Raw genomic sequence first — 18,817 nt, 5'->3', positions numbered from 1 at the left:
ACCAAGGCTAAGACATGGACAACGCTGGCTCGAATCAAGATAAAGGGAACGGGAAGTATGCTGGTAAGTTCCCCAAAATAGCCCAACAAACCAGACTGCTAAATATTCTTGTGATTTTTGCTGTCATTTATACGTTGTACCTTGCCAAATCTTTACTTGTTCCTCTTTTCTTTTCCGCCTTTGTTGCTCTGCTTTTGAGCCCTCTTGTTGCATTCGCACGCAAGTTATTCATACCTCGCACACTGTCAGCGGGAGCCCTGATTGTCTTGCTGGTCGCGCCGTTTACATTTTTAGGTATAGAGCTTGCTGAACCGGCAGAACGCTGGATGCAATCTCTCCCCAAAATTGCTGCCGAGATATCCAAAGAAATTGAAGAGATAAGCAGCAACATCGACGCTTATGCAACGCCTCCAGCTGAACCCGTTGAAAAAGAACGTTCATTCTTTAGCTGGTTTGGTGACGATGAGAAGTCACCTGAACTTTCTCCACCGCAAGACAACACAAACTCTGTGACAGACAAAATTAAACAAAGCGGAATAGATATTGGGCTCACACTCTTCAGTAACGCGCCATTTTTACTGGCACAGGTGCTCGCCTGTATCGTTTTAATTTTCTTCTTGTTGGTTTTTGGCCCCAACCTATTCAATGTTTTTGTAAGAGACTTCCCCATTGTTACCAACAAGCGACGAACGCTGGTATTGGTAGATCAAATTCAACGGGAGCTGTCTTCGTATATCGTCACCATCAGCATCATAAACTCTTGCTTAGGGTTAGCTACAGCAGGCGTGTTTTACTATTTAGGAATAGATGATGCGTTACTTTGGGGAGCGCTGGTTGCGCTGATGAACTTTGTCCCCTACTTGGGTGGTGTGGCGAGCTGCGTGGTATTGCTGGTAGTTGGGCTTGTGCAGTTTGGGCTTACCAGCAGTGCGTTTCTGCCTGCGGGTCTGTTTTTAGTATTGAATATCATTGAGTCACAACTCATCACGCCTGCGGTGCTAGGAAGAAGTATGCAGCTTAACCCATTAATAATCATAATTTGGATAGCAATAACGGGTTGGCTATGGGGTGTGGTAGGCGTTTTACTCGCCGTGCCTATTCTAATGTGTTTTAAGATCATACTTGAGAATCTGGGCGTATTTGATCACTGGATAAGACTTCTCGAGTCAAAATAATTTCACTCTCTTCGCCCCCTCAACCACGTTGCATGGATAGCAGCGTGTGCGGACTTTTACCTAAAATCTAGGCACAAAGCACGATAGTCCTCTTCAAATAAAAGACGAAATGCATATTTTAAAGGAACATATCCTGCCTTTTTAAAATGAAAATAGTTATCATATTCGTTGTCTTTTGATTTTTGGAGCTCCCATGAATTTGCTTAAAAGTGCCTTGGCCGTGATGTTCGGCCTGTCGTGTGCAGGCGCGCCTGTATATGCACAAACAGAAAATAATAATAATAATGATGACATTGAGCATATTACTGTTGATGCATCTCAGGTTGAATTACGAGATAGCTTTGCAGGAGGCCAAGTATCTCGCGGTGGGCGTGCGGGTATTTTAGGTAATCTCGACATGATGGACTCTCCATTCGCAAGCACCAACTTTACCGCAGACATCATAAGGGAACAGCAAGCAAGAAGTATCGCCGATGTGTTGCAAAACGATCCGGTGGTTCGTGTGGCAAAAGGCTTCGGTAATTTTCAAGAGCTATACGTAATGCGCGGGTTTCCCGTTTATTCTGACGATATGACTTACAACGGATTGTACGGTGTTTTACCTCGCCAATATGTTGCTGCCGAGTTGTCAGAACGCGTTGAGGTTTTCCGTGGCGCCAGTGCATTTCTAAACGGCGCAGCACCGGGCGGGAGCGGCTTAGGTGGTTCGGTAAATATAGTGCCTAAGCGCGCGGGCGATGACCCATTAAACCGTGTAACGCTTGGATACGAGTCTCAAGGACATTGGTATGGCGCAGCAGATGTAAGCCGCAGATTTGGCGACGATAGTCAAAGTACCGGCGTAAGAGCAAACTTTGTACAACGAGGCGGCGAAACAAGTATCGATAACCAAGATCGTGAATTGAGCGTTGCTGCTATTGGCATTGATCACGATAGCGATAACTTCCGTCTTTCTTTGGATTTGGGCTACCAAGACCATCAGGTTGACTCACCACGCCCTGCAGTCACTCCTGGTAGTGCAATTCCAGAAGCGCCTGACAGTGACACCAATTTTGCCCAAGAGTGGACTTACACTAACGAGCGTCAATTTTTCGGTGCGGTTCGTGGAGAATACGATTTTACCGACAACATCACTGCATGGGCGGCGTATGGTTTCAGATCGGGTGAAGAAGATAATGTGTTTGCTAACCCTAGACAGGCAGAAGCAAATGGCGACTTTTCCGCTTACCGTTTTGATAACGTTAGAAATGATGGAATTCGCTCAGGTGAAGTGGGCCTAAATATCGAATTCAAAACCGCAAGCGTGGGACACACGATCATTACGTCTGCATCAACGTTTTCTCTAGAATCTGAAAATGCCTATGCGTTTTCTGATTTTAGCGGCTTTGCTGGAAATATTTATAATCCGGTAACAGCAACCATGCCCGATGCTGACTTCTTTATTGGTGGCGACCTTAGCAACCCACTAATCACAGAAAAAACAGACCTTTCAAGTTTTGCTCTTGCAGACATGATTTCGTTTAACGATGGAAAAGTTCTCTTAACCCTTGGTGGTCGTGTTCAAAACATTGAAACCCGCACCTTTGATTACAATACAGGTGATGAGTTGTCAGGCTACGACGAATCTCAATTCACGCCGGTTGTGGGCATTGTTTATAAATCGTCAGAACAGGTGTCTTATTACGCCAACTATATCGAGGGACTGCTTCCTGGTGAGGTAGCGCCTGCATCAAGCGGTGGTGAACCAATTGAAAACGCGGGTGAAGTTTTTGACCCATACAGCGCCGAGCAAATAGAAGTAGGTGTGAAATATGATGCTGGGCAATACGGTGGTTCATTGAGTGTTTTCAACACCTCAAAGCAAAGCTCAATTGTTGAAGACAATGTTTTCAGTACCGATGGTGAACAGCAAAACCAAGGGCTTGAGTTAAGCGTATTTGGCATGCCAACTTCAAATCTACGTGTTTTGGGCGGATTCACTTGGCTCGATGCGGAAATGACGAAAACTCAAGACGGTACACTAGATGGCAAAACGGCCATTGGTGTTCCTGATTTACAAGCAAACATTAATCTTGAGTGGGATGTTGATACCCTTCCAGGGCTTACTGTCGATGCACGTGCGGCCTATACCTCGAAACAATATGCCAGTGCCGACAATAGCCTTGAAGTCGATGCATCTAATCGTTTCGATTTAGGCGTTCGTTACAGCTTCCTTGCAGGAATGACCGACATCACACTTCGCGCTCGTGTAGATAACGTCTTTGACAATAATTACTGGGCGTCGGTAGGCGGCTTCCCTGGCTCAAACTACCTTGTATTAAGTGAACCTCGGACATTCAGACTGTCTGCTTCATTCAATTTTTAACGGGTTAAGTTATGCTACTGTCAATCGCTGCCTTTTTAGGCAGCGCATTGGCGATAGGTTTGTTTTACCGCGCTTGGCAAAGCACACAGATCGCCTTTAAACGTATAGCTAAACTCTCGGCATTGTTGTTAATGCTGGCGAGTTTAAGCCTTTGGATTACAGAGTACGGCCCTGAATTAGGTACCTGCTACGCAGTGGTCGCTTTCTCGTTACAAGCATGGAGTTGGATTTATCTCGCCCGACGACGAATAAGTAAAGATGTAAAACGCGTCGATTTACCGTTCGCATCTGGATTGACTTCCCCGTCTACCGCTATTGCTTTTAACGCCCTCGTAAAACTACTTGGCAGTGTGTTTTTAAGTGCTATTTGCGCCATGTTAGTTACCGTAGTGTGGACAACAGCGCTTAGCATGAGCAAAGTAAACCAGATTGCACTGGGAATTTACACCATGCCTCTATTATGGGGATGTGGCGCATACTGGCTTTGTGCAGACAGTAAACTATGGCGCCCGGTTGGGGTGTTGAGTGTACTTAGCGCGTTAAGTTACTTCTACTTGTATAGTATATAAAATGAGTATTTCTATTTCTCCCAGCGCAAATAAAAGCGCCTTAAAAAGTCACGCTTGGTTAGGACTAGCCGTTAGTGTGTTGATGTATTGGGTGTGCTTTTCAGGCACTTTATCTGTTTTCTCTCAAGAACTTCTGCGGTGGGAACAACCCCATATTGCAGATAATCTAGATTACACCCCTGGCAGCATTCAAAATGCTTATGAACGCTTTCTCACAATGAAAGAGGGTCAAACACAGGGAAACATTGTCATTCGCTTGCCTACGCACGATTTGCCACGCGCACGTATTAGTGCAGACGGTGAGTATTGGAATATTTCTCCAACCGGTGAATTAAGTGAACCATCCACAACCCCTATTACTGATTTAATCGTTGATTTACACACCGCCCTGCATCTACCTGAAGACATCGGAATGATGGCCGTCAGTGTATTGGGTGCTATTTTGTGTGCATTGATTATCTCTGGCATTGTTGCTCACAGACGCATTTTTAAAGATGCCTTTCGGTTGCGAACAGGTAACAACGAGCAGCTTACACAAGGCGACTTACACAACAGAATGAGCGTGTGGGGCTTGCCTTTTCACTTGATGATTGCGCTAACCGGTGTTTATTTTGGTTTAGCATCGTTTTTAACGTCCATTTATGCCGATACCTTATATGAAGGAAACAAGCTTGATCTGTTTGCCGACATTTATGGTTCATCGATTCAGCTTGAACATCAGCCAGCCATTGCGAATATAGAAAAAGCGCTGACCGACATAATGAAAATGGAGCCCAATACCCAGCCCATTTTTGTTACTTTGGAAAATGCGACCAAAGACAATCAGTATATTCTGCTCGGCTCGCAGCACTTGGATAAGCTCATTTATTCAGAGCAATATCGCTTTGATGCCAGTGGACAATATATCGATAAAGTCGGCTATTCAGATGGTGATGCAGGCCAACAAGCGATATTTTCTGTATATCGCATACACTTCGGCCACTTTGGTCCAGAAGCGATGAAGATATTCTTCGGATTAATGGGGTTCGCGTTAACTATTATTTCTGTTACCGGTATAAATTTGTGGCTGGCAAAACGCGCTAAGCAAGATGCCTTAAACCAGCTTTGGCTGGGTTTTGTGTGGGGCACGCCTATCGCATTTATTTGGGCTGCATTGTTAGAGTTAACGCTGGCGCTGCCCACAAAACCTGTTTTCTGGGTAACATTGACAGCTATTCTTATCGCTTCACTAATGCAAAAAGTGCTTATGAAAACTCACTTGGTGCTGTTGAATTGTCTCGCCGCCTTGTTAGTTGTATTGGCCATTACTCACTTTGCTGTTCACTACCCTAGTTCGTTAGTCATGAACTCGCTCATTATAGACAGCGCGTTTATCGTTTTTGCCCTGTGCGTGTGGCGCTACCTATACTCGCGATTAAAGAAAGGCTGGAATGTATAGACGCGTTGGTTCTAATGGGAACTGATGGAATTGAGGCAAAGTGAACATGCTTACTTAGTCTAGTTGTCAGCGTGGTCAACAGTAAGAAGCCACGTTTAAAAACAGTGGACGATGTGAAACGCGCTCAAAGAACATGATGAACCTGTAAAAAGATGGAAAGAGAAAAGTAGCAATGAAAAAGGACTAGATAATCTTGCTCTGCAGGAGCTTAACGAGACATACAAACGCTAAAAATGTTCGCGATTTTCGTAGTAGTCGTTACCGTTGAGATCTTCAAATAAAACCGTGATGTCCTTATCCTCTCCTACGAAGGGGCGAAGCGCAGTATCGATAACGTGAGCCACTGCAGTTTTGACATCCTGCCCGCGATCAAACCACAAAACTTCTACAAACGGATAAGCCGAAGAGGCTCCACCGGCCACAATGAACTGGCTCGCAATGTGCTCTACTGTGAAATGATCGTTAGGGGTGTCGGTCAGTTTGGCAAACTGTTCAACGATAGAACCTGCAACCTCTTCTAACACTGATTGCTCGATACCTCTTACGCGAATGTGCGGCATATTTTGTCCTTTAATAGCTCTTTAGTTTGTGTACCGGAATTTTCTAAGCGGCATCATACCACGCTTTAATAGCGTCTAGACTGAGGACTCGCCTTTAGTGCGCGATGAATGCCATACTATTCGGTAAAAGGGTAAAACATTGTCACGGCAAATTAAGAATTATACCGAAACAGAATCTCGCACCACCACTTCACGCCATAAATGAGAACACTCTTCCACAAACTTTTTGTGAATAGGATGAAGCTGGTACTCATCTTGCGCTTCAACACTTTCAAATAGCATAAGTTCCGACACGTCAAACGAGTTATCTATCACGTCACGCTTTAGTGTATTGGCAGGCACACCAATGTGAAGCGAGTGAACTTGTGTGAAGCAATAAGAACCCGTTCATCTTCGCGTAAACACACACTTGTGAGCTCCGCCTTCACTGCAAAATAGATCTGAACTCAATTAGCAAGGCAAGAAAGCGCCAGGAGTTTAATATTCTGCATGTTGGCAAGCAACTTGAAAGATACCTAAAGAAACTGAATTTTAAACATGTAAACAACGAGATTTTGACGCTATGCGCTTACCTACCAAACAGCTTATCAATAAAATTGAAAACTTATCTAATGGTCTAACGCCAGAGCAGCTAGCAAGCTTCCTTGATATTATTGACGCTATGACGGCATTGGTTGAAGAAGCTGGAGAGTTAAAAGGCGATAGCGACAACAAAAATGCTAGCCTCAGTACTGAGCTATCCGTACTCCACTAAGACTGGCCTTTTTTAGTATTACCGCTCTGAGGTAACAGCGGTGCTGCTATACCAAGCTGAATACCAGTATCAACACCGAGAACGACAAATATTCGCTTTTGCTCATTTGCAGTTCGTTTATGTTCGTTTTATGATGCGTTCCTATTAAATGTACATGGGAAGCTGCGTCAGAATTAGAACCTAACGGCCTGTTAGTTGAATGAACGGTTAATGCACTATTGTGCCAACATAAAACGGTTTCAGCTTTCATTCTTCATAACATAGCTCTGTCGCTTCTTTTTCTGATCAATGCGTTGTACTGGTCAAAGATTAAAAGGAAGAATTATGTTACCTCTCACGGAACCAACGCTTTTCCGCCAGTGTGTTGCTGAATTCATAGGCACGGCAATTCTGATATTCTTCGGTGTTGGTGCCGTTGCAGCATTGATATTAACAGGCGCCTCGTTCGGTCAATGGGAAATCAGTATTGTCTGGGGGTTTGGCGTCGCTGTTGCCATTTATTGTACTGCTGGCGTTTCCGGTGCACATATCAACCCAGCGGTAACTATTGCGCTTGCGCTTTTTCACGGTTTTGAAAAGCACAAAGTTGCCCCCTTTATTCTTTCCCAGTTTTTGGGGGCATTCGCTGCTGCTGCACTTATCTACGGGTTGTATCATCAACTTTTTATAGATTATGAACTCACTCATAACCTTTCGCGCGATAGTGTAGACGCTCTCACAACAGCAAGCATTTTCTCTACTTTCCCCCACAAAGCCCTTTCATTTTGGGGAGCCTTTGGCGTTGAGTTCGTTATCACTGCCGTTTTGATGTTCGCAATACTGGCATTGGGAGATGAAAATAACGGCGCATCACGTGGAGCCATGAATCCGCTACTAATTGGTATCGTCATTGCTGTCATTGGCTCTTCTTTAGGGCCGTTGACCGGTTTTGCCATGAACCCAGCTCGCGATTTTGGTCCTAAGCTCTTTTCCTATATTGCAGGATGGGAGTATGCGCTTGATGGGGCGAAAGACATCCCCTACTTTATTGTGCCTATTGTAGCGCCTATATGTGGAGCATGCTTTGGCGCTTGGCTGTACCCTGTATTAATAGGTCATTCCCTTTCGCCAGAAAGTCGCGCCTGCACTATTCCAAACGATTGCGAAACTTCCGCTGTTACACAAACTTCTGAAGCGAGTGTTGATAGAGGGTAAGCTAACTATTGATATACGAGCAGCGATGGCCTATTTTACGCCGCGGTTAAACTTACAAAGAAGCATAGCGTGTGTTTTATTTAATAGCAGTTACTGTCCTGTGGGCATTTTCCTTTTCGCTCATAGGCGAGTTTTTGGCTGGCTCAGTAGACAGTTATTTTGCTGTTTTGACACGCATTGTGCTCGCCACACTGATCTTCCTTCCTTTCCTTAGGCCGGCATTATTGAACCTTAAACAAAAGGTGATTCTGGCCAGTTTAGGTGCTGTGCAATTAGGGCTGATGTACATCTTCTTCTATCACGCATTTTTGTTTTTAAGCGTGCCAGAAGTGTTGCTTTTCACCATTTTTACGCCGCTTTATGTCGCCATTTTGAACGACGCCCTGTTTAAGCGGTTTACCCCGTTTTATTTATTGTGCGCACTTATTGCCACCGCAGGTGCAGCCATAATTCGCTTTGATGGCGTGACTGATAACTACTGGTTTGGTTTTGCCATTGTTCAGGGTGCTAATCTTTCCTTTGCACTAGGACAAGTGGGTTATAAAAAGCTGACCTCGACTTTTACAGCTCAAGTACCCTATCACAACGTATTCGCGTGGTTTTATTTAGGCGCGTTAGTTGTAGCCTTGCCTGCTTTTTTCCTATTCGGCAACCCAAGTCAACTACCGCAAAATACCGAGCAGTGGGGAGTGCTACTGTGGTTGGGTATTGTGGCATCAGGGCTTGGATATTACTTTTGGAACCAAGGGGCGCTAGCCGTTTCTGGTGGTACGTTAGCTATTATGAATAACGCACTTATTCCAGCGGGGCTTGTGGTTAATTTACTGCTTTGGCAAAAAGACACCGACTTTTCTCGCCTGCTTCTTGGCGGTGCCATCATTGCTATTGCACTTTGGATGTCCCATCAACACGCTAAGAAGCAGAAACAGTTATAAGCCTCAAAAAGGCCAAAACTACGCAGGACTATACTCACTCACCATGGTGTAGTCTTTGCGCGGCCCGATGACCTGCCACGTAGAGCGCCACACAGGCCACGCTGTGAAGTCATAGCGCACCACGTAATTATCGTCGCCGCACAAGTGCTCAGCGTTTGGATTGGTCGAACTGAAAGAATGAAAATAACGTTCATCGTCGAACAACACTTCAAATAAACCAGTTTGAGGCTGCTGCCAGAAATACCGACGTTCTGCGGGCATTACGCTTTGGTTAGGCGCAGTTACTTCGCCTTTTTCGTAATACGCCAAGCCGCTTTTTTCTTTTTGTACGCTGCCTTCCAGCCAGCTAAATTCAGCCTCGCCAGAAAAGGTAAATACATCACCATTTCGCTGGATGATTTTGCGCGTTAGCGTCCATCGCCCAGCAAAATCGTCCAAGGTATGAGGATAATTAACTGTCATTGCGCCGCCCTTACCAAAAATAGGTAACAGTGGCAGAATATTGGTCGCCGCGCCCCGGCGTTCCTGGGATTTCTTCAAAGCGCTCATCCCACAAGTTATCAACTGCCAATACCAGACTTAACCCTTCAATCTGAGCAGGTGAATATGTGAAAGTGACATGTGAGAAAAACGCAGATTCGTCGCCGTTTCTAAGCGCATTGGTTTCTTGTTTCCGCCACTCGTTGTCAATGCGCACTTCAACCGTATCGGTTGCAAACCACACCAACCCAAGGGTGGCGCGATGCGGCGGATAGTTAAGCGCGTAAAAGCTCGCGTCTACCTCATCAATTCGATAGTCTTCAGACTTATCTAAATAGGTGTAGCTGGCCACCACATCTGCGCTCTCAAAGCGTTTAATGGCAATCACCTCAACACCTAAGGTTTCGATATCAACCGGGTTTGCACTGCGAGCTGACGTAGCGTCGAAGCTATACGTCCAATCTGTCAGCTCGTTATCCCAGCGATAGAATACGGCGGTATCAACTTTGAAAGAGGATTTATCAAATGATGCCCCAAACTCTAGGTTTTTGCTGACTTCTCGCTGTAACTGGTTGTTACTTCTAAACAGACCGCTTGTGGTACTGCCGCCTACAGCAGTGTAGCCAGCCACCTGCGTCGCCTCTGCATACGAAAGATAGAGTGTACGCGAGGCATTGCTCCCTGCTTGGGTAAGCCAGCTAATATCGCCCACAAAAGACAGTCGGTCATCGTCGCGATTTGTATCGTCAAACGCCCCACCTAAACGAACGGTAAGCGATTCATTGCTGTTCAACTGAGTTCGATACTCGGGCACTACGCTTATTTTGTAGTAGTCGCGAGAGGTGAAATTGTTCTCTAGCGTGGTTGAGGTGATGTCGTCTGCAGTAAGCTGTGCTGCGTAGTTAATACCAAATTCTTGCGAAACATTATGAGTACCGGAAAACGCCAATGACTTAACTTTGGTTTCGTGAAACGCCTGAAACGCTTCAGGATTTTCACGTGAGAATACGTAATGGTCGTCATTCTCTCTGTAGTAAGCAGAGACCTCAAAGGTATTTTTCATGCTCTCTTCGCCGTAGCGCTGTTTGTGATTTAGCATGACCAAACGGGTTTGAATGTCTTCTGTCTCGTTTACATTAAAAGGCGTGTACAAGTTAGGCCAGCCAAAAAACTTTTGCTGAAAGCCATAAAACACGTCGGTTTGTGAGTCATTACTTGCCAGCTGAATACGCCCTGACGCGCGTTCGAAATTATGATCGCCATTAGCAATAGTGCCATCACTTTCAGAGCGAGAATACTCTCCTTCAACGCCAACAGACCAACCGGGTAAATCACTAAGCGCGTGCTTTACTGCACCGTGTACACGCTGCAAATTGAAGTTGTTATTACCTATTCCCACTGACACACTGCCTGCTGTTTGGATGGGACGCCAGCCGTAAGACACCGTACCTACAGAGCTATTTACGCCGTAAAGCGCGTTATCGACGCCCGTGAAAATACTCGGCTTCGTCAACATTTCTGGCGCAATCGGAATTTCAGCGAAATAGTGCCCCGTTTGCGGGTCGATCAGCGTTGCGCTTCCTATGCGAAAACCCGTGTTTTCGAATATACCGCCGCGAATAGTCACGTCAGCCTGCGCTTCTGCCATGTTCCTTGATTGCAAATCGACTCGCGGATCGTATTCTAAGTTAGATATAGGTGAATTAAACGTCCCTACCGGCTTGTTGTTCGCCGTCGCCGCCCCTTCAATCGTAATTTTTTCTACGCCTTTTTCGTTGCTGTCCACGCCAGAGTTAGCGTTTGATGAATCAACACTTTCAGCGGCCATGGCGGCAAAAGGTAAAGTACAAAAGAGCAAAGATAGGGTTGTGTGACGCATTCAGTGTCCTAGTTAAAAATTTAGGTTCAGCCTGCAGGCAAGAGTAATAAAAACGCGAAGTGTATAGCATTAGTAGACCGAGGAAAACGCTGCGCAGGTGAGTTTAGACCAGTAAGTTTATTTTTACTCACAGCTCTGCACATTTCCATTTATCAATATAAACAGCCTGTATGTATCTGTAGCAGCCCGCAATAATCATCAATCTCACCTTATTGTTTGCTTACCTTCCTTGCCAAAAGAAACGAGATAACATAACGTTCATGACCTCTGCAAAACCTGCCAAAGACACGTAATACCTTGCTTATGCTTGATCTTAAAAGAAGGGATCTCGCGCTTCATCGATGCACTAGATTTTGCGCCCACCATTGTTAGACAAAACAACTCTGGCGGCATGTTCGATAGCTTTGCGATCCGAGGTTTTTCTGGCGATGAAAATAACCCATCGGGTTATCTAATAAACGGTTTCAACGTGCGTGGCTATAGCGGTAATAGAAGCACGGTTAACGTTCAAACCACAAAGATCAACACGCTCTAGAGTGTGTGACTCACAAAGATCCAAGTACCAACCGAAACAAGCACAATGCCACCAAATGTCTCTGCTCGCTTACCTATCAATGTTCCCATAACACTGCCCAACATAATGCCAATAGTTACCATAGAAAAAGTGGCTATCCCAATTAACGTCGCAGCAATAGCAATGTTCACGTCAATTAGCGCGAGACTTGCACCCACTGCCATTGCGTCGATGCTTGTGCCTAACGCAGTAATACACAACAAAATAAAGGATTGTTTTTGAGACGTCGACTCTTCTTCGGCAGGTTTCAGGCTCTCGAGTACCATATGAATACCTAAACCAGAAAGAATTATTAGCGCAATCCAATGATCCCATGCTTCAACGTATGAAGACGCCGCGCGACCAATGAACCAGCCTATAAATGGAGTTGTTGCCTCTATAAGTCCGAACAAAAGGCCAATTTTGAGGGCAAAACTTAAACGAGGGCGATTGATTTTGACACCTTTGCCTATCGCGGCGGCAAACGCATCTGTTGACATAGCAAAGGCTAGCAAGATAAGAGCGAAGATACTCATAGTTTTAGAACTCCGGTCAGGCTAATTGAGTCCACGACAAATCCGCACGCCTGACCTTTACGCGTGGACTTATCGATGGTCTCGCCAACCAAGAGGTGTTTGTACCATGGTAATGTGACCAATTATGTTGATACAAACTTTTCCATTCGAAACGGAAACAGGCTACTCCCCAACCGAGGGGCCTACGGTAATACAGCCGCTATAAACTAATCAAGTTGATTGCGACAAACTGTCCAACTTGAGATATAAATGACGCCATGTTCACGCTCTTTCGATTGCACATATTCCAACAGTGGTCATACACACAATTTTATTAAGTGTCGGCAACCAAGTATTTTTTCAGCGTTACGCTTTGCGCCTCTCTGCTACTCATGGACTCCCTGAATAAGCCGTTGTCTTAGCGAGTTAACGATTTCATTGTTCATCCCTTTCCTCTGCCCGTACAATAGAGACACTTCGTTGTTGCAGCGCCAGTATTTCCGGCTCGCACTGTGTAATTCGACAACTCATTGCTAAAAGAGACTTTTTTATGAGAATTCTACTTTCCATTGCCTTCGCTACCATTCTTGCAGGCTGCGCTACTCTCTCTCAACTGGCAGTTTACACTGTATCTAATGCCGAGTTAGAACAAGTGCTTGATAGCCAAGTGAGTAAGTTGCAGAAGCAAACGTCACTTGCTGGTATTCCTCTTTATTTAGACGTGGAAGATATGACAGCAACCATAGGCCCAGATGGCAGAGACGTGGTTCAGCTAGGCGCTATTGCCACTGCGCGTATTAGTGCATTTGGGTTGAACTACCCTGCAAAAGTAAGTCTTGCTTTGGAAGGCACGCCTTATTACGACAGTGAAGAAAAAGCGATTTTTGTGCGCTCATTGTCTCTACTTGATAGCACAATTGATGCTGGCGGCTTTAAGGGTAATTTAGCCCCTGTAAGTGGCGAATTCATGCAGCTCATCAATGGCTATTTAGCCAATAACCCTGTTTATCGCCTAGATCCTGCGAACAAAGCGGTAAGCATGCTTTCAACGGTACCTTTACAGCTAACTGTAGAGCAAGGCCAGCTTGCACTTCGACCTAAACAATAATCATTGAAAAAACGTATGAAGTGTCGAGATTGTTAATGGTTAAAGGTGCAAAAGTAACCTGAGCCTCGATGCTCGCAAACAGATTTTCCCATTCAGTGAAATAGGCAGGCATAGTGACAGAACGTATCAAAACACTAGATGAATTCGCAAAGTACGTAGATTACTCTTTGCTGAATACCCTTACCCCAGACCCGCAGTCGACGTGCGATGGTGACGACCATAACCCGCGCCAAGTGTTTTCAGGTCACTATGTGCCAGTTACTCCGACCCCATTAACTGCACCGACGTACGTTGCTCATAGCGAAACGCTGTTTGCCGAATTAGGCATAGACGATAGCTTGGCAACATCTAAAGATTTCACCCAGCTATTCTCAGGGGACATGTCGGATGTACCTGCTCCAATGAAGCCCTTCGGCTGGGCAACCGGCTACGCACTTTCTATTTACGGTACAGAGTACACACAGCAGTGCCCGTTTAGAACAGGTAACGGCTACGGCGACGGCAGAGCAATTTCTATCGTTGAAGCAGTATTAAACGGCAAGCGTTGGGAAATGCAGTTAAAAGGTGCTGGTCGCACGCCTTATTGTCGCGGCGCAGACGGGCGCGCCGTATTGCGCTCAAGCGTGCGCGAATTTTTAGTGCAAGAACACATGCATGCGCTTGGCATTCCGACCTCACGTTCGCTGAGCTTGTTTATGTCTGAATCAGACACGATAGACAGGCCGTGGTATCGCGAAGGGTCTCATTCCTATGAACCTGAAGTGATGGTAGAAAATATAACGGCTATTTCTACCCGCGTTGCGCCTTCATTTCTGCGCGTAGGGCAAATAGAGCTTTTTGCAAGACGTGCTCGATGTAACGAACACAGCGAAGCGTTAAACGAACTAGAAGCCATTGTTAAGCACCTTATTGAACGAGAGTACTCAAGTGAAATTGACACAACCACGCCGTTTGAAGAGCAGGTGGTAACGCTGGCTGCACTATTTCGAGACCGGCTAACGCGTCTTGTTTCTGGTTGGGTTCGCGTCGGTTATTGCCAAGGCAATTTTAATAGCGATAACTGCGCCGCAGGAGGATTTACGCTGGATTATGGGCCATTCGGTTTTTGTGAATTTTTTGAAGCAGACTACCAACCTTGGACAGGCGGCGGTCGTCACTTCTCGTTCTTAAACCAGCCCATTGCTGCGCAAAAGAACTTCGATATGTTCTGCCGCTCACTGATGCCGCTAATTGACGGCAACAGTGAACAGCTTTCTAAGCTTAACGAGATCAACGACGGTTTTTCTGGCGTTATGGAACGCGCCATGGAGAGTATGTGGGCAACAAAGCTTGGCATTGCCAGCTACGACCACGACTTGCTAATTAAGCTGCTGCAATTAATGTTGCGCACAGGCGTAGACTACAATCTGTTTTTCCGAGAGCTATCGTCAATACCAAGAGATATGGCGAGCTTGACGAAAAGCTTTTACTACCCGCCTAAAGCAGAGGTCTTGACAGAATGGGAAGCATGGCTACAAACGTGGCGTGAGCGTATTGAAAAGGACGCCGAAGCACAAGGTGATGTTACAAACGCTATTGCTGCTACCGCAGAGAATATGCGCAAAGCAAACCCTAAATTCACATGGCGCGAATGGTTAATTGTGCCTGCTTATAAAGCCGCAGAGAAAGGTGACTTTACGCCAATTCACGAACTTCAGAAGATACTTACTGCGCCTTATGATGAGCAATCAAAAGAGGTAGAGAATAAGTACTACCAGCTGCGCCCACTTGAATTTTTCAGTGCGGGCGGAGTCGCGCACTACAGCTGCTCTTCGTAAGAAAGAGCAGCTTCATTTTAGTTTACTTATAAAGAGTCAATCGATTCGCTAGGCTCAGTAAACCACACAGGGCCATCTTCGGTCATATAAAAGTGATCTTCTAAGCGAATACCGAACTCGTTTGGTACTACGATCATAGGTTCGTTACTAAAACACATACCAGATGCTAGCGGGTGAGGATTGTCTTTCACCAAATAAGGCCATTCGTGAATATCCATACCGATGCCGTGCCCGGTTCGATGGGGCAAACCTGGTAAGTTATAGTCTGGTCCTAAGCCATCTTTAGCTAAGCTGTCTCGCGCGGCTTTATCAACATCGCCACAGGGAACACCAACTTTTGCAGCGTTAAATGCGGCAAGCTGCGCGCGCTTTTCGCTTTCCCATAATGCTCGTTGCTTATCGGTTGGCTCACCAAAACAATAGGTTCTCGTGATATCAGAGAGATAGCCGTGCACCTTACAGCCAGTATCAATCAATACTAAGTCGTTCTTCTTTAATACTTGAGGGTCTTTAACGCCGTGGGGAAACGAGGTCGCTTTTCCAAAAAGTACAATGCAAAAATAGTTACCAGTGGCCCCCACTTTCTTATGTGCATCGTTAATAAATGCTTCAACTTCAGTAGTAGTAATACCTTCATAAAGCATACTGGCAGTCGCTTTATGCACAGCAAGTGTCATGTCCATAGCGCGTTGAATAAGCGCTAGTTCATTGTTAGATTTGTGCATGCGACAGTGTGCTGTTACCTCTGCACCATTGATAATTTGCCAAGATTGGCCAAGCATCTTGTTCAAACCATCTATGATAAAAAACTGGGTCGACTCATCCACACCCAGTTTATCGCCTCCAGCGGTATTTAGTTTATCTAGCATAGCTATGACAAGCGCATATGGGCTCTCGTGCTCTTGCCAGCCAATTATGTCGCCTTCCACTAATTTGCGTTCGTTTAAAGAGTCGATCTCAAAGGTAGGAGCTAGATATACAACGTCACCTTTTGCAGGTAAAAGCGCACCGACTAAACGCTCACTGGCGTACCACTGCATACCTGTAAAATACGCTAAGTTAGTACCCGCGTTTAAGTAGAGCGCACCAATGCCATTTTCCTGCATATAATGCTGCGCCTTGGCAATTCGGGCTTTGTATTCAGAGAGTTCTATGGGGCGCAGATCGCCTGTCATGTTGACAAGGCTATCTAAAGCCTGCTGTGGTGTTTTTGTGCCTATTATTTTACCCATTTTTTTTCGTCCCTACACTGGCGCAAGGCTGATTGCCTGTTGGAATGATCATCAGCCCGCCTTAAATATGAATTTATTAAAACGGGCTCACTGTACAACATTCAATAGAAATGTCGAGATAAGCAGAGATGGCTAGACCTTTTGTACAGCTTGTACAGCGTATCTAAAGATAAACACTTGCTTATGATTCGCTTATGACTCGCTGTGCTTCACAGTGCACTTTTCCACGCAGCCTCTGGTAGCAAGTACAAGCCTTTTTCGCTTTTTGCGCCTTCATTTACGATATAGCCGATACCCGCCGCCATAACGGCCAAAGTTACGTCGAAGGCATTGATGCTGTCACCATAGCCCGCAGTTAAGTTAAACATAGAGCCATCGGCTAGAAGATACAGTGTTTTATCGCCCAGTTTATAGGCATTTACATAAGGCATTGGCTCACTGTGAGTAGCGTTGTTTTTAAGATAAGGCACATCAATTTCTTGGGCTACATGGCCTACATTTAAAATAAATGTTCCGTCTTTCATGTTGTCTAGATGACTCGAATTCACCACGCCATACGCGCCAGTTGCAGTGGCAATGACGTCAGCTTGACTAGCCGCTTCATTTAAATCAACCACTGGCCAGCCGTCGTATTTCGCTTGAAGCGATCTTGCTGGATCAAGTTCTGCAACTTGAACCTGTGCCCCGAACGCTTTAGCCGAGGCAGCAACGCCCTGCCCTACCAGACCATAACCAATAACAACTACTACTTTTTCGTGCAGGGTTAGATGAGTGGTTTGGAAGAAGGTTTGCCATGCGCTTAAGCCCACCATGTGCCTGTTGTGAAGCCCTTCTTTTACCGGCAAATCATCCCAGTTAAATATTGGATAGTTTGGCGCCATACCATTTAAGCGGTTAATGCCAGAGCCCGTTGCTTCTAAGCCCGATACAATGCTCGGTACTGGTTTATTTGCTTTTATGTTCTCGTGAAGCCGAGTTGTCAGATCAGCGCCCATTTCACACAAATGAGTAGGCTGCCACGCCAGCGCTTTATCGAATGACTCAGACCAGTCAGCCTCGCTCATATCACGCCATGCATGGGCCGTTGCGCCCTTATCAACAAGGTAAGACACCACGTCATCTTGCACTGTAGTAGGGTTACACGTGGTAAGAAAAATGTCGCATCCTCGTGAAAGTAGCCCTTCAACCAAAGGCGCCATTTTCAAATCTAAATGCATGTTACAAGCAAGTTTAACGTTCGACAGATCGGGAAGTGATGCAATAGCATTATGAGTGCGCGGCATATGAAGGCTAGCCCACGCCAACTCTGCTTGAAAATCTTGGTACATGAAAAGGATACTCTGAGAAAAAGAAAAGCAGAATCATACGTGAGAATGCTGTATTTATAAATCAGCTAGATACTTCCCTTTATTTCTCCTCTTTGTTACTTCCTCTTATTCTGAATCTTCCTCACAAATCACCACTTTGTTTTGACCTTTTGCTTTCGCTAGGTACAAGGCTTGGTCTGACTGTTTAATGAGAACATTTATATCCTCTTCCTCTAGCGAGGTTCCTGCCACACCTATACTTACTGTCACTCGTATGAATTTGTTGATGTCGTGGGTGAAAAGGTGTACACGGAGATTCTCGGCAATTTGCTTGGCATAATGCCCCCGAGTATTGGGCAAAAATACCAATAACTCTTCGTCGCCCCAGCGAAAGGTAATGTCAGAGCCCCTAACTTGCCCTTTAATTTCTTCAGCGACTTTTATTGGGCTATTTTTAGCAATATGAGTAACAAAAACACTATATGAATCTAATTCAACAGCCCCCCCAAACCGTGTTACCAGTGAACCCATAACTAACGCGCCCATTAGTATTTTTTATCAGTGTATTCTGCTGATATTTAGTCAGGATGTCTTCAGCAGTAAGCTGACTACCTTCCTCGTAATACATCCACAGCTTGTCGTTAACTAACTGCATTTTATCTAAAGACGCAGTACTTTTAGCGTAAGCGTGAGAGAGCCCGCCCCACAAGCAATTAACTATTACAAAACCAATAAATAAAAGAAGTGCTTTCATACATCAATTCTTTTGAATAGGGGCTTTTAAACACAGGGCAAGCTTTTGTATCGGCAACCCTTTCTTATATAAATATTAAGTTACGCTTATCAAAACCGTTTGTGAATAGGTTAAATTCATCAATATTCTACAAATGCGTTTTTATGTTGTTTCGTTTCCACATGTAAAGGCTTACGTATCTT

17 protein-coding genes, 2 pseudogenes and 1 riboswitch are annotated in these 18,817 nt (G+C 45.3%); of the genes and pseudogenes, 10 read left to right on the top strand and 9 right to left on the bottom strand.

Features of this window, described 5'->3' with window-relative positions:
* The first annotated feature begins 14 nt into the window (after nucleotides 1–14).
* The 4 genes from NO989_RS08475 (at nucleotide 15) to NO989_RS08460 (ending at nucleotide 5,547) form a co-directional block, all read left to right on the top strand.
* Nucleotides 15–1,175, top strand: coding sequence for an AI-2E family transporter (locus NO989_RS08475; RefSeq protein WP_283626954.1), 1,161 nt, complete (start codon nucleotides 15–17; stop codon nucleotides 1,173–1,175).
* A 193-nt stretch (nucleotides 1,176–1,368) separates the two neighbouring features.
* Nucleotides 1,369–3,540, top strand: coding sequence for a TonB-dependent receptor (locus tag NO989_RS08470; RefSeq protein ID WP_371342385.1), 2,172 nt, complete (start codon nucleotides 1,369–1,371; stop codon nucleotides 3,538–3,540).
* Nucleotides 3,541–3,551: 11 nt separating this feature from the next.
* Nucleotides 3,552–4,109, top strand: coding sequence for a hypothetical protein (locus NO989_RS08465; protein ID WP_371342384.1), 558 nt, complete (start codon nucleotides 3,552–3,554; stop codon nucleotides 4,107–4,109).
* A 1-nt stretch (nucleotide 4,110) separates the two neighbouring features.
* The gene (locus NO989_RS08460; RefSeq protein WP_371342383.1) at nucleotides 4,111–5,547 is read left to right on the top strand and encodes a PepSY-associated TM helix domain-containing protein; all 1,437 of its coding nucleotides are present in this window, start codon (nucleotides 4,111–4,113) and stop codon (nucleotides 5,545–5,547) included.
* 227 nt (nucleotides 5,548–5,774) lie between these two features.
* On the opposite strand, the gene NO989_RS08455 is transcribed toward NO989_RS08460, so the two are convergent.
* Both NO989_RS08455 and NO989_RS08450 read right to left on the bottom strand, forming a co-directional pair.
* Nucleotides 5,775–6,107: a DUF1904 family protein gene (locus NO989_RS08455; RefSeq protein ID WP_371342382.1), complete on the bottom strand. Its 333-nt coding sequence runs from the start codon at nucleotides 6,105–6,107 to the stop codon at nucleotides 5,775–5,777.
* A gap of 159 nt (nucleotides 6,108–6,266) precedes the next feature.
* Nucleotides 6,267–6,473 (bottom strand): annotated as a pseudogene (locus NO989_RS08450) (Dabb family protein); the annotation flags it as partial.
* A 196-nt stretch (nucleotides 6,474–6,669) separates the two neighbouring features.
* On the opposite strand from NO989_RS08450, the gene NO989_RS08445 reads away from it, so the two are divergent.
* The 3 genes from NO989_RS08445 to NO989_RS08435 all read left to right on the top strand — a co-directional run bounded on the left by NO989_RS08445 (nucleotide 6,670) and on the right by NO989_RS08435 (nucleotide 8,990).
* Nucleotides 6,670–6,861 carry a hypothetical protein gene (locus NO989_RS08445; RefSeq protein WP_014950632.1) on the top strand — a complete coding sequence of 64 codons (192 nt, stop codon included), beginning with the start codon at nucleotides 6,670–6,672 and terminating at the stop codon, nucleotides 6,859–6,861.
* Nucleotides 6,862–7,185: 324 nt separating this feature from the next.
* Nucleotides 7,186–8,055: an MIP/aquaporin family protein gene (locus tag NO989_RS08440; RefSeq protein WP_371342381.1), complete on the top strand. Its 870-nt coding sequence runs from the start codon at nucleotides 7,186–7,188 to the stop codon at nucleotides 8,053–8,055.
* Nucleotides 8,056–8,126: 71 nt separating this feature from the next.
* Entirely contained in the window at nucleotides 8,127–8,990 is an 864-nt protein-coding gene (locus tag NO989_RS08435) for a DMT family transporter (RefSeq protein WP_371342380.1), read from the top strand.
* Nucleotides 8,991–9,008: 18 nt separating this feature from the next.
* On the opposite strand, the gene NO989_RS08430 is transcribed toward NO989_RS08435, so the two are convergent.
* Both NO989_RS08430 and NO989_RS08425 read right to left on the bottom strand, forming a co-directional pair.
* Nucleotides 9,009–9,452, bottom strand: a complete 444-nt coding sequence (locus tag NO989_RS08430; protein ID WP_371342379.1) for a DUF6314 family protein — start codon at nucleotides 9,450–9,452, stop codon at nucleotides 9,009–9,011.
* A 10-nt stretch (nucleotides 9,453–9,462) separates the two neighbouring features.
* On the bottom strand, nucleotides 9,463–11,349 hold the full coding sequence (locus NO989_RS08425) for a TonB-dependent receptor domain-containing protein (protein WP_287498125.1): 1,887 nt from the start codon (nucleotides 11,347–11,349) through the stop codon (nucleotides 9,463–9,465).
* Nucleotides 11,350–11,659: 310 nt separating this feature from the next.
* Between NO989_RS08425 and NO989_RS08420 the strand changes: the two are divergent.
* Nucleotides 11,660–11,872, top strand: a pseudogene (locus tag NO989_RS08420) (TonB-dependent receptor plug domain-containing protein); the annotation flags it as partial.
* Nucleotides 11,873–11,880: 8 nt separating this feature from the next.
* Here NO989_RS08420 and NO989_RS08415 read toward each other — a convergent pair.
* Nucleotides 11,881–12,438, bottom strand: coding sequence for a manganese efflux pump MntP family protein (locus NO989_RS08415; protein WP_014950655.1), 558 nt, complete (start codon nucleotides 12,436–12,438; stop codon nucleotides 11,881–11,883).
* Nucleotides 12,439–12,491: 53 nt separating this feature from the next.
* Nucleotides 12,492–12,618, bottom strand: a riboswitch (yybP-ykoY riboswitch).
* Between the two features lie 349 nt (nucleotides 12,619–12,967).
* Here NO989_RS08415 and NO989_RS08410 point away from each other — a divergent pair.
* Together NO989_RS08410 and NO989_RS08405 are read left to right on the top strand one after the other, a co-directional pair.
* The gene (locus tag NO989_RS08410; RefSeq protein WP_156086915.1) at nucleotides 12,968–13,525 is read left to right on the top strand and encodes a DUF1439 domain-containing protein; all 558 of its coding nucleotides are present in this window, start codon (nucleotides 12,968–12,970) and stop codon (nucleotides 13,523–13,525) included.
* Nucleotides 13,526–13,638: 113 nt separating this feature from the next.
* Nucleotides 13,639–15,342: a YdiU family protein gene (locus tag NO989_RS08405; protein WP_371342378.1), complete on the top strand. Its 1,704-nt coding sequence runs from the start codon at nucleotides 13,639–13,641 to the stop codon at nucleotides 15,340–15,342.
* Between the two features lie 26 nt (nucleotides 15,343–15,368).
* On the opposite strand, the gene NO989_RS08400 is transcribed toward NO989_RS08405, so the two are convergent.
* The 4 genes from NO989_RS08400 to NO989_RS08385 form a co-directional block, all read right to left on the bottom strand.
* Nucleotides 15,369–16,574 carry a M24 family metallopeptidase gene (locus tag NO989_RS08400; RefSeq protein WP_371342377.1) on the bottom strand — a complete coding sequence of 402 codons (1,206 nt, stop codon included), beginning with the start codon at nucleotides 16,572–16,574 and terminating at the stop codon, nucleotides 15,369–15,371.
* Between the two features lie 209 nt (nucleotides 16,575–16,783).
* Entirely contained in the window at nucleotides 16,784–17,902 is a 1,119-nt protein-coding gene (locus NO989_RS08395; protein WP_278344417.1) for an adenosylhomocysteinase, read from the bottom strand.
* A 105-nt stretch (nucleotides 17,903–18,007) separates the two neighbouring features.
* Entirely contained in the window at nucleotides 18,008–18,412 is a 405-nt protein-coding gene (locus NO989_RS08390; protein WP_371342376.1) for a GGDEF domain-containing protein, read from the bottom strand.
* Nucleotides 18,375–18,635, bottom strand: a complete 261-nt coding sequence (locus NO989_RS08385) for a hypothetical protein (RefSeq protein ID WP_371342375.1) — start codon at nucleotides 18,633–18,635, stop codon at nucleotides 18,375–18,377. Before NO989_RS08385 ends, NO989_RS08390 begins: the two co-directional genes overlap by 38 nt.
* Between the last annotated feature and the right edge of the window lie 182 nt (nucleotides 18,636–18,817).

Source organism: Alteromonas sp. DY56-G5, assembly GCF_041414725.1.
Classification (GTDB): Bacteria; Pseudomonadota; Gammaproteobacteria; order Enterobacterales; family Alteromonadaceae; genus Alteromonas; species Alteromonas macleodii.
This window is presented reverse-complemented; position numbering and strand designations above follow the sequence as displayed.

What these genes read in the sequence shown, in the direction of transcription:
- NO989_RS08475 (WP_283626954.1), top strand. Translation starts at nt 15, where the DNA reads ATGGACAACGCTGGCTCGAATCAAGATAAAGGGAACGGGAAGTATGCT.
- NO989_RS08470 (WP_371342385.1), top strand. Translation starts at nt 1,369, where the DNA reads ATGAATTTGCTTAAAAGTGCCTTGGCCGTGATGTTCGGCCTGTCGTGT.
- NO989_RS08465 (WP_371342384.1), top strand. Translation starts at nt 3,552, where the DNA reads ATGCTACTGTCAATCGCTGCCTTTTTAGGCAGCGCATTGGCGATAGGT.
- NO989_RS08460 (WP_371342383.1), top strand. Translation starts at nt 4,111, where the DNA reads ATGAGTATTTCTATTTCTCCCAGCGCAAATAAAAGCGCCTTAAAAAGT.
- NO989_RS08455 (WP_371342382.1), bottom strand. Translation starts at nt 6,107, where the DNA reads ATGCCGCACATTCGCGTAAGAGGTATCGAGCAATCAGTGTTAGAAGAG.
- NO989_RS08445 (WP_014950632.1), top strand. Translation starts at nt 6,670, where the DNA reads ATGCGCTTACCTACCAAACAGCTTATCAATAAAATTGAAAACTTATCT.
- NO989_RS08440 (WP_371342381.1), top strand. Translation starts at nt 7,186, where the DNA reads ATGTTACCTCTCACGGAACCAACGCTTTTCCGCCAGTGTGTTGCTGAA.
- NO989_RS08430 (WP_371342379.1), bottom strand. Translation starts at nt 9,452, where the DNA reads ATGACAGTTAATTATCCTCATACCTTGGACGATTTTGCTGGGCGATGG.
- NO989_RS08425 (WP_287498125.1), bottom strand. Translation starts at nt 11,349, where the DNA reads ATGCGTCACACAACCCTATCTTTGCTCTTTTGTACTTTACCTTTTGCC.
- NO989_RS08415 (WP_014950655.1), bottom strand. Translation starts at nt 12,438, where the DNA reads ATGAGTATCTTCGCTCTTATCTTGCTAGCCTTTGCTATGTCAACAGAT.
- NO989_RS08410 (WP_156086915.1), top strand. Translation starts at nt 12,968, where the DNA reads ATGAGAATTCTACTTTCCATTGCCTTCGCTACCATTCTTGCAGGCTGC.
- NO989_RS08400 (WP_371342377.1), bottom strand. Translation starts at nt 16,574, where the DNA reads ATGGGTAAAATAATAGGCACAAAAACACCACAGCAGGCTTTAGATAGC.
- NO989_RS08395 (WP_278344417.1), bottom strand. Translation starts at nt 17,902, where the DNA reads ATGTACCAAGATTTTCAAGCAGAGTTGGCGTGGGCTAGCCTTCATATG.
- NO989_RS08390 (WP_371342376.1), bottom strand. Translation starts at nt 18,412, where the DNA reads ATGGGTTCACTGGTAACACGGTTTGGGGGGGCTGTTGAATTAGATTCA.
- NO989_RS08385 (WP_371342375.1), bottom strand. Translation starts at nt 18,635, where the DNA reads ATGAAAGCACTTCTTTTATTTATTGGTTTTGTAATAGTTAATTGCTTG.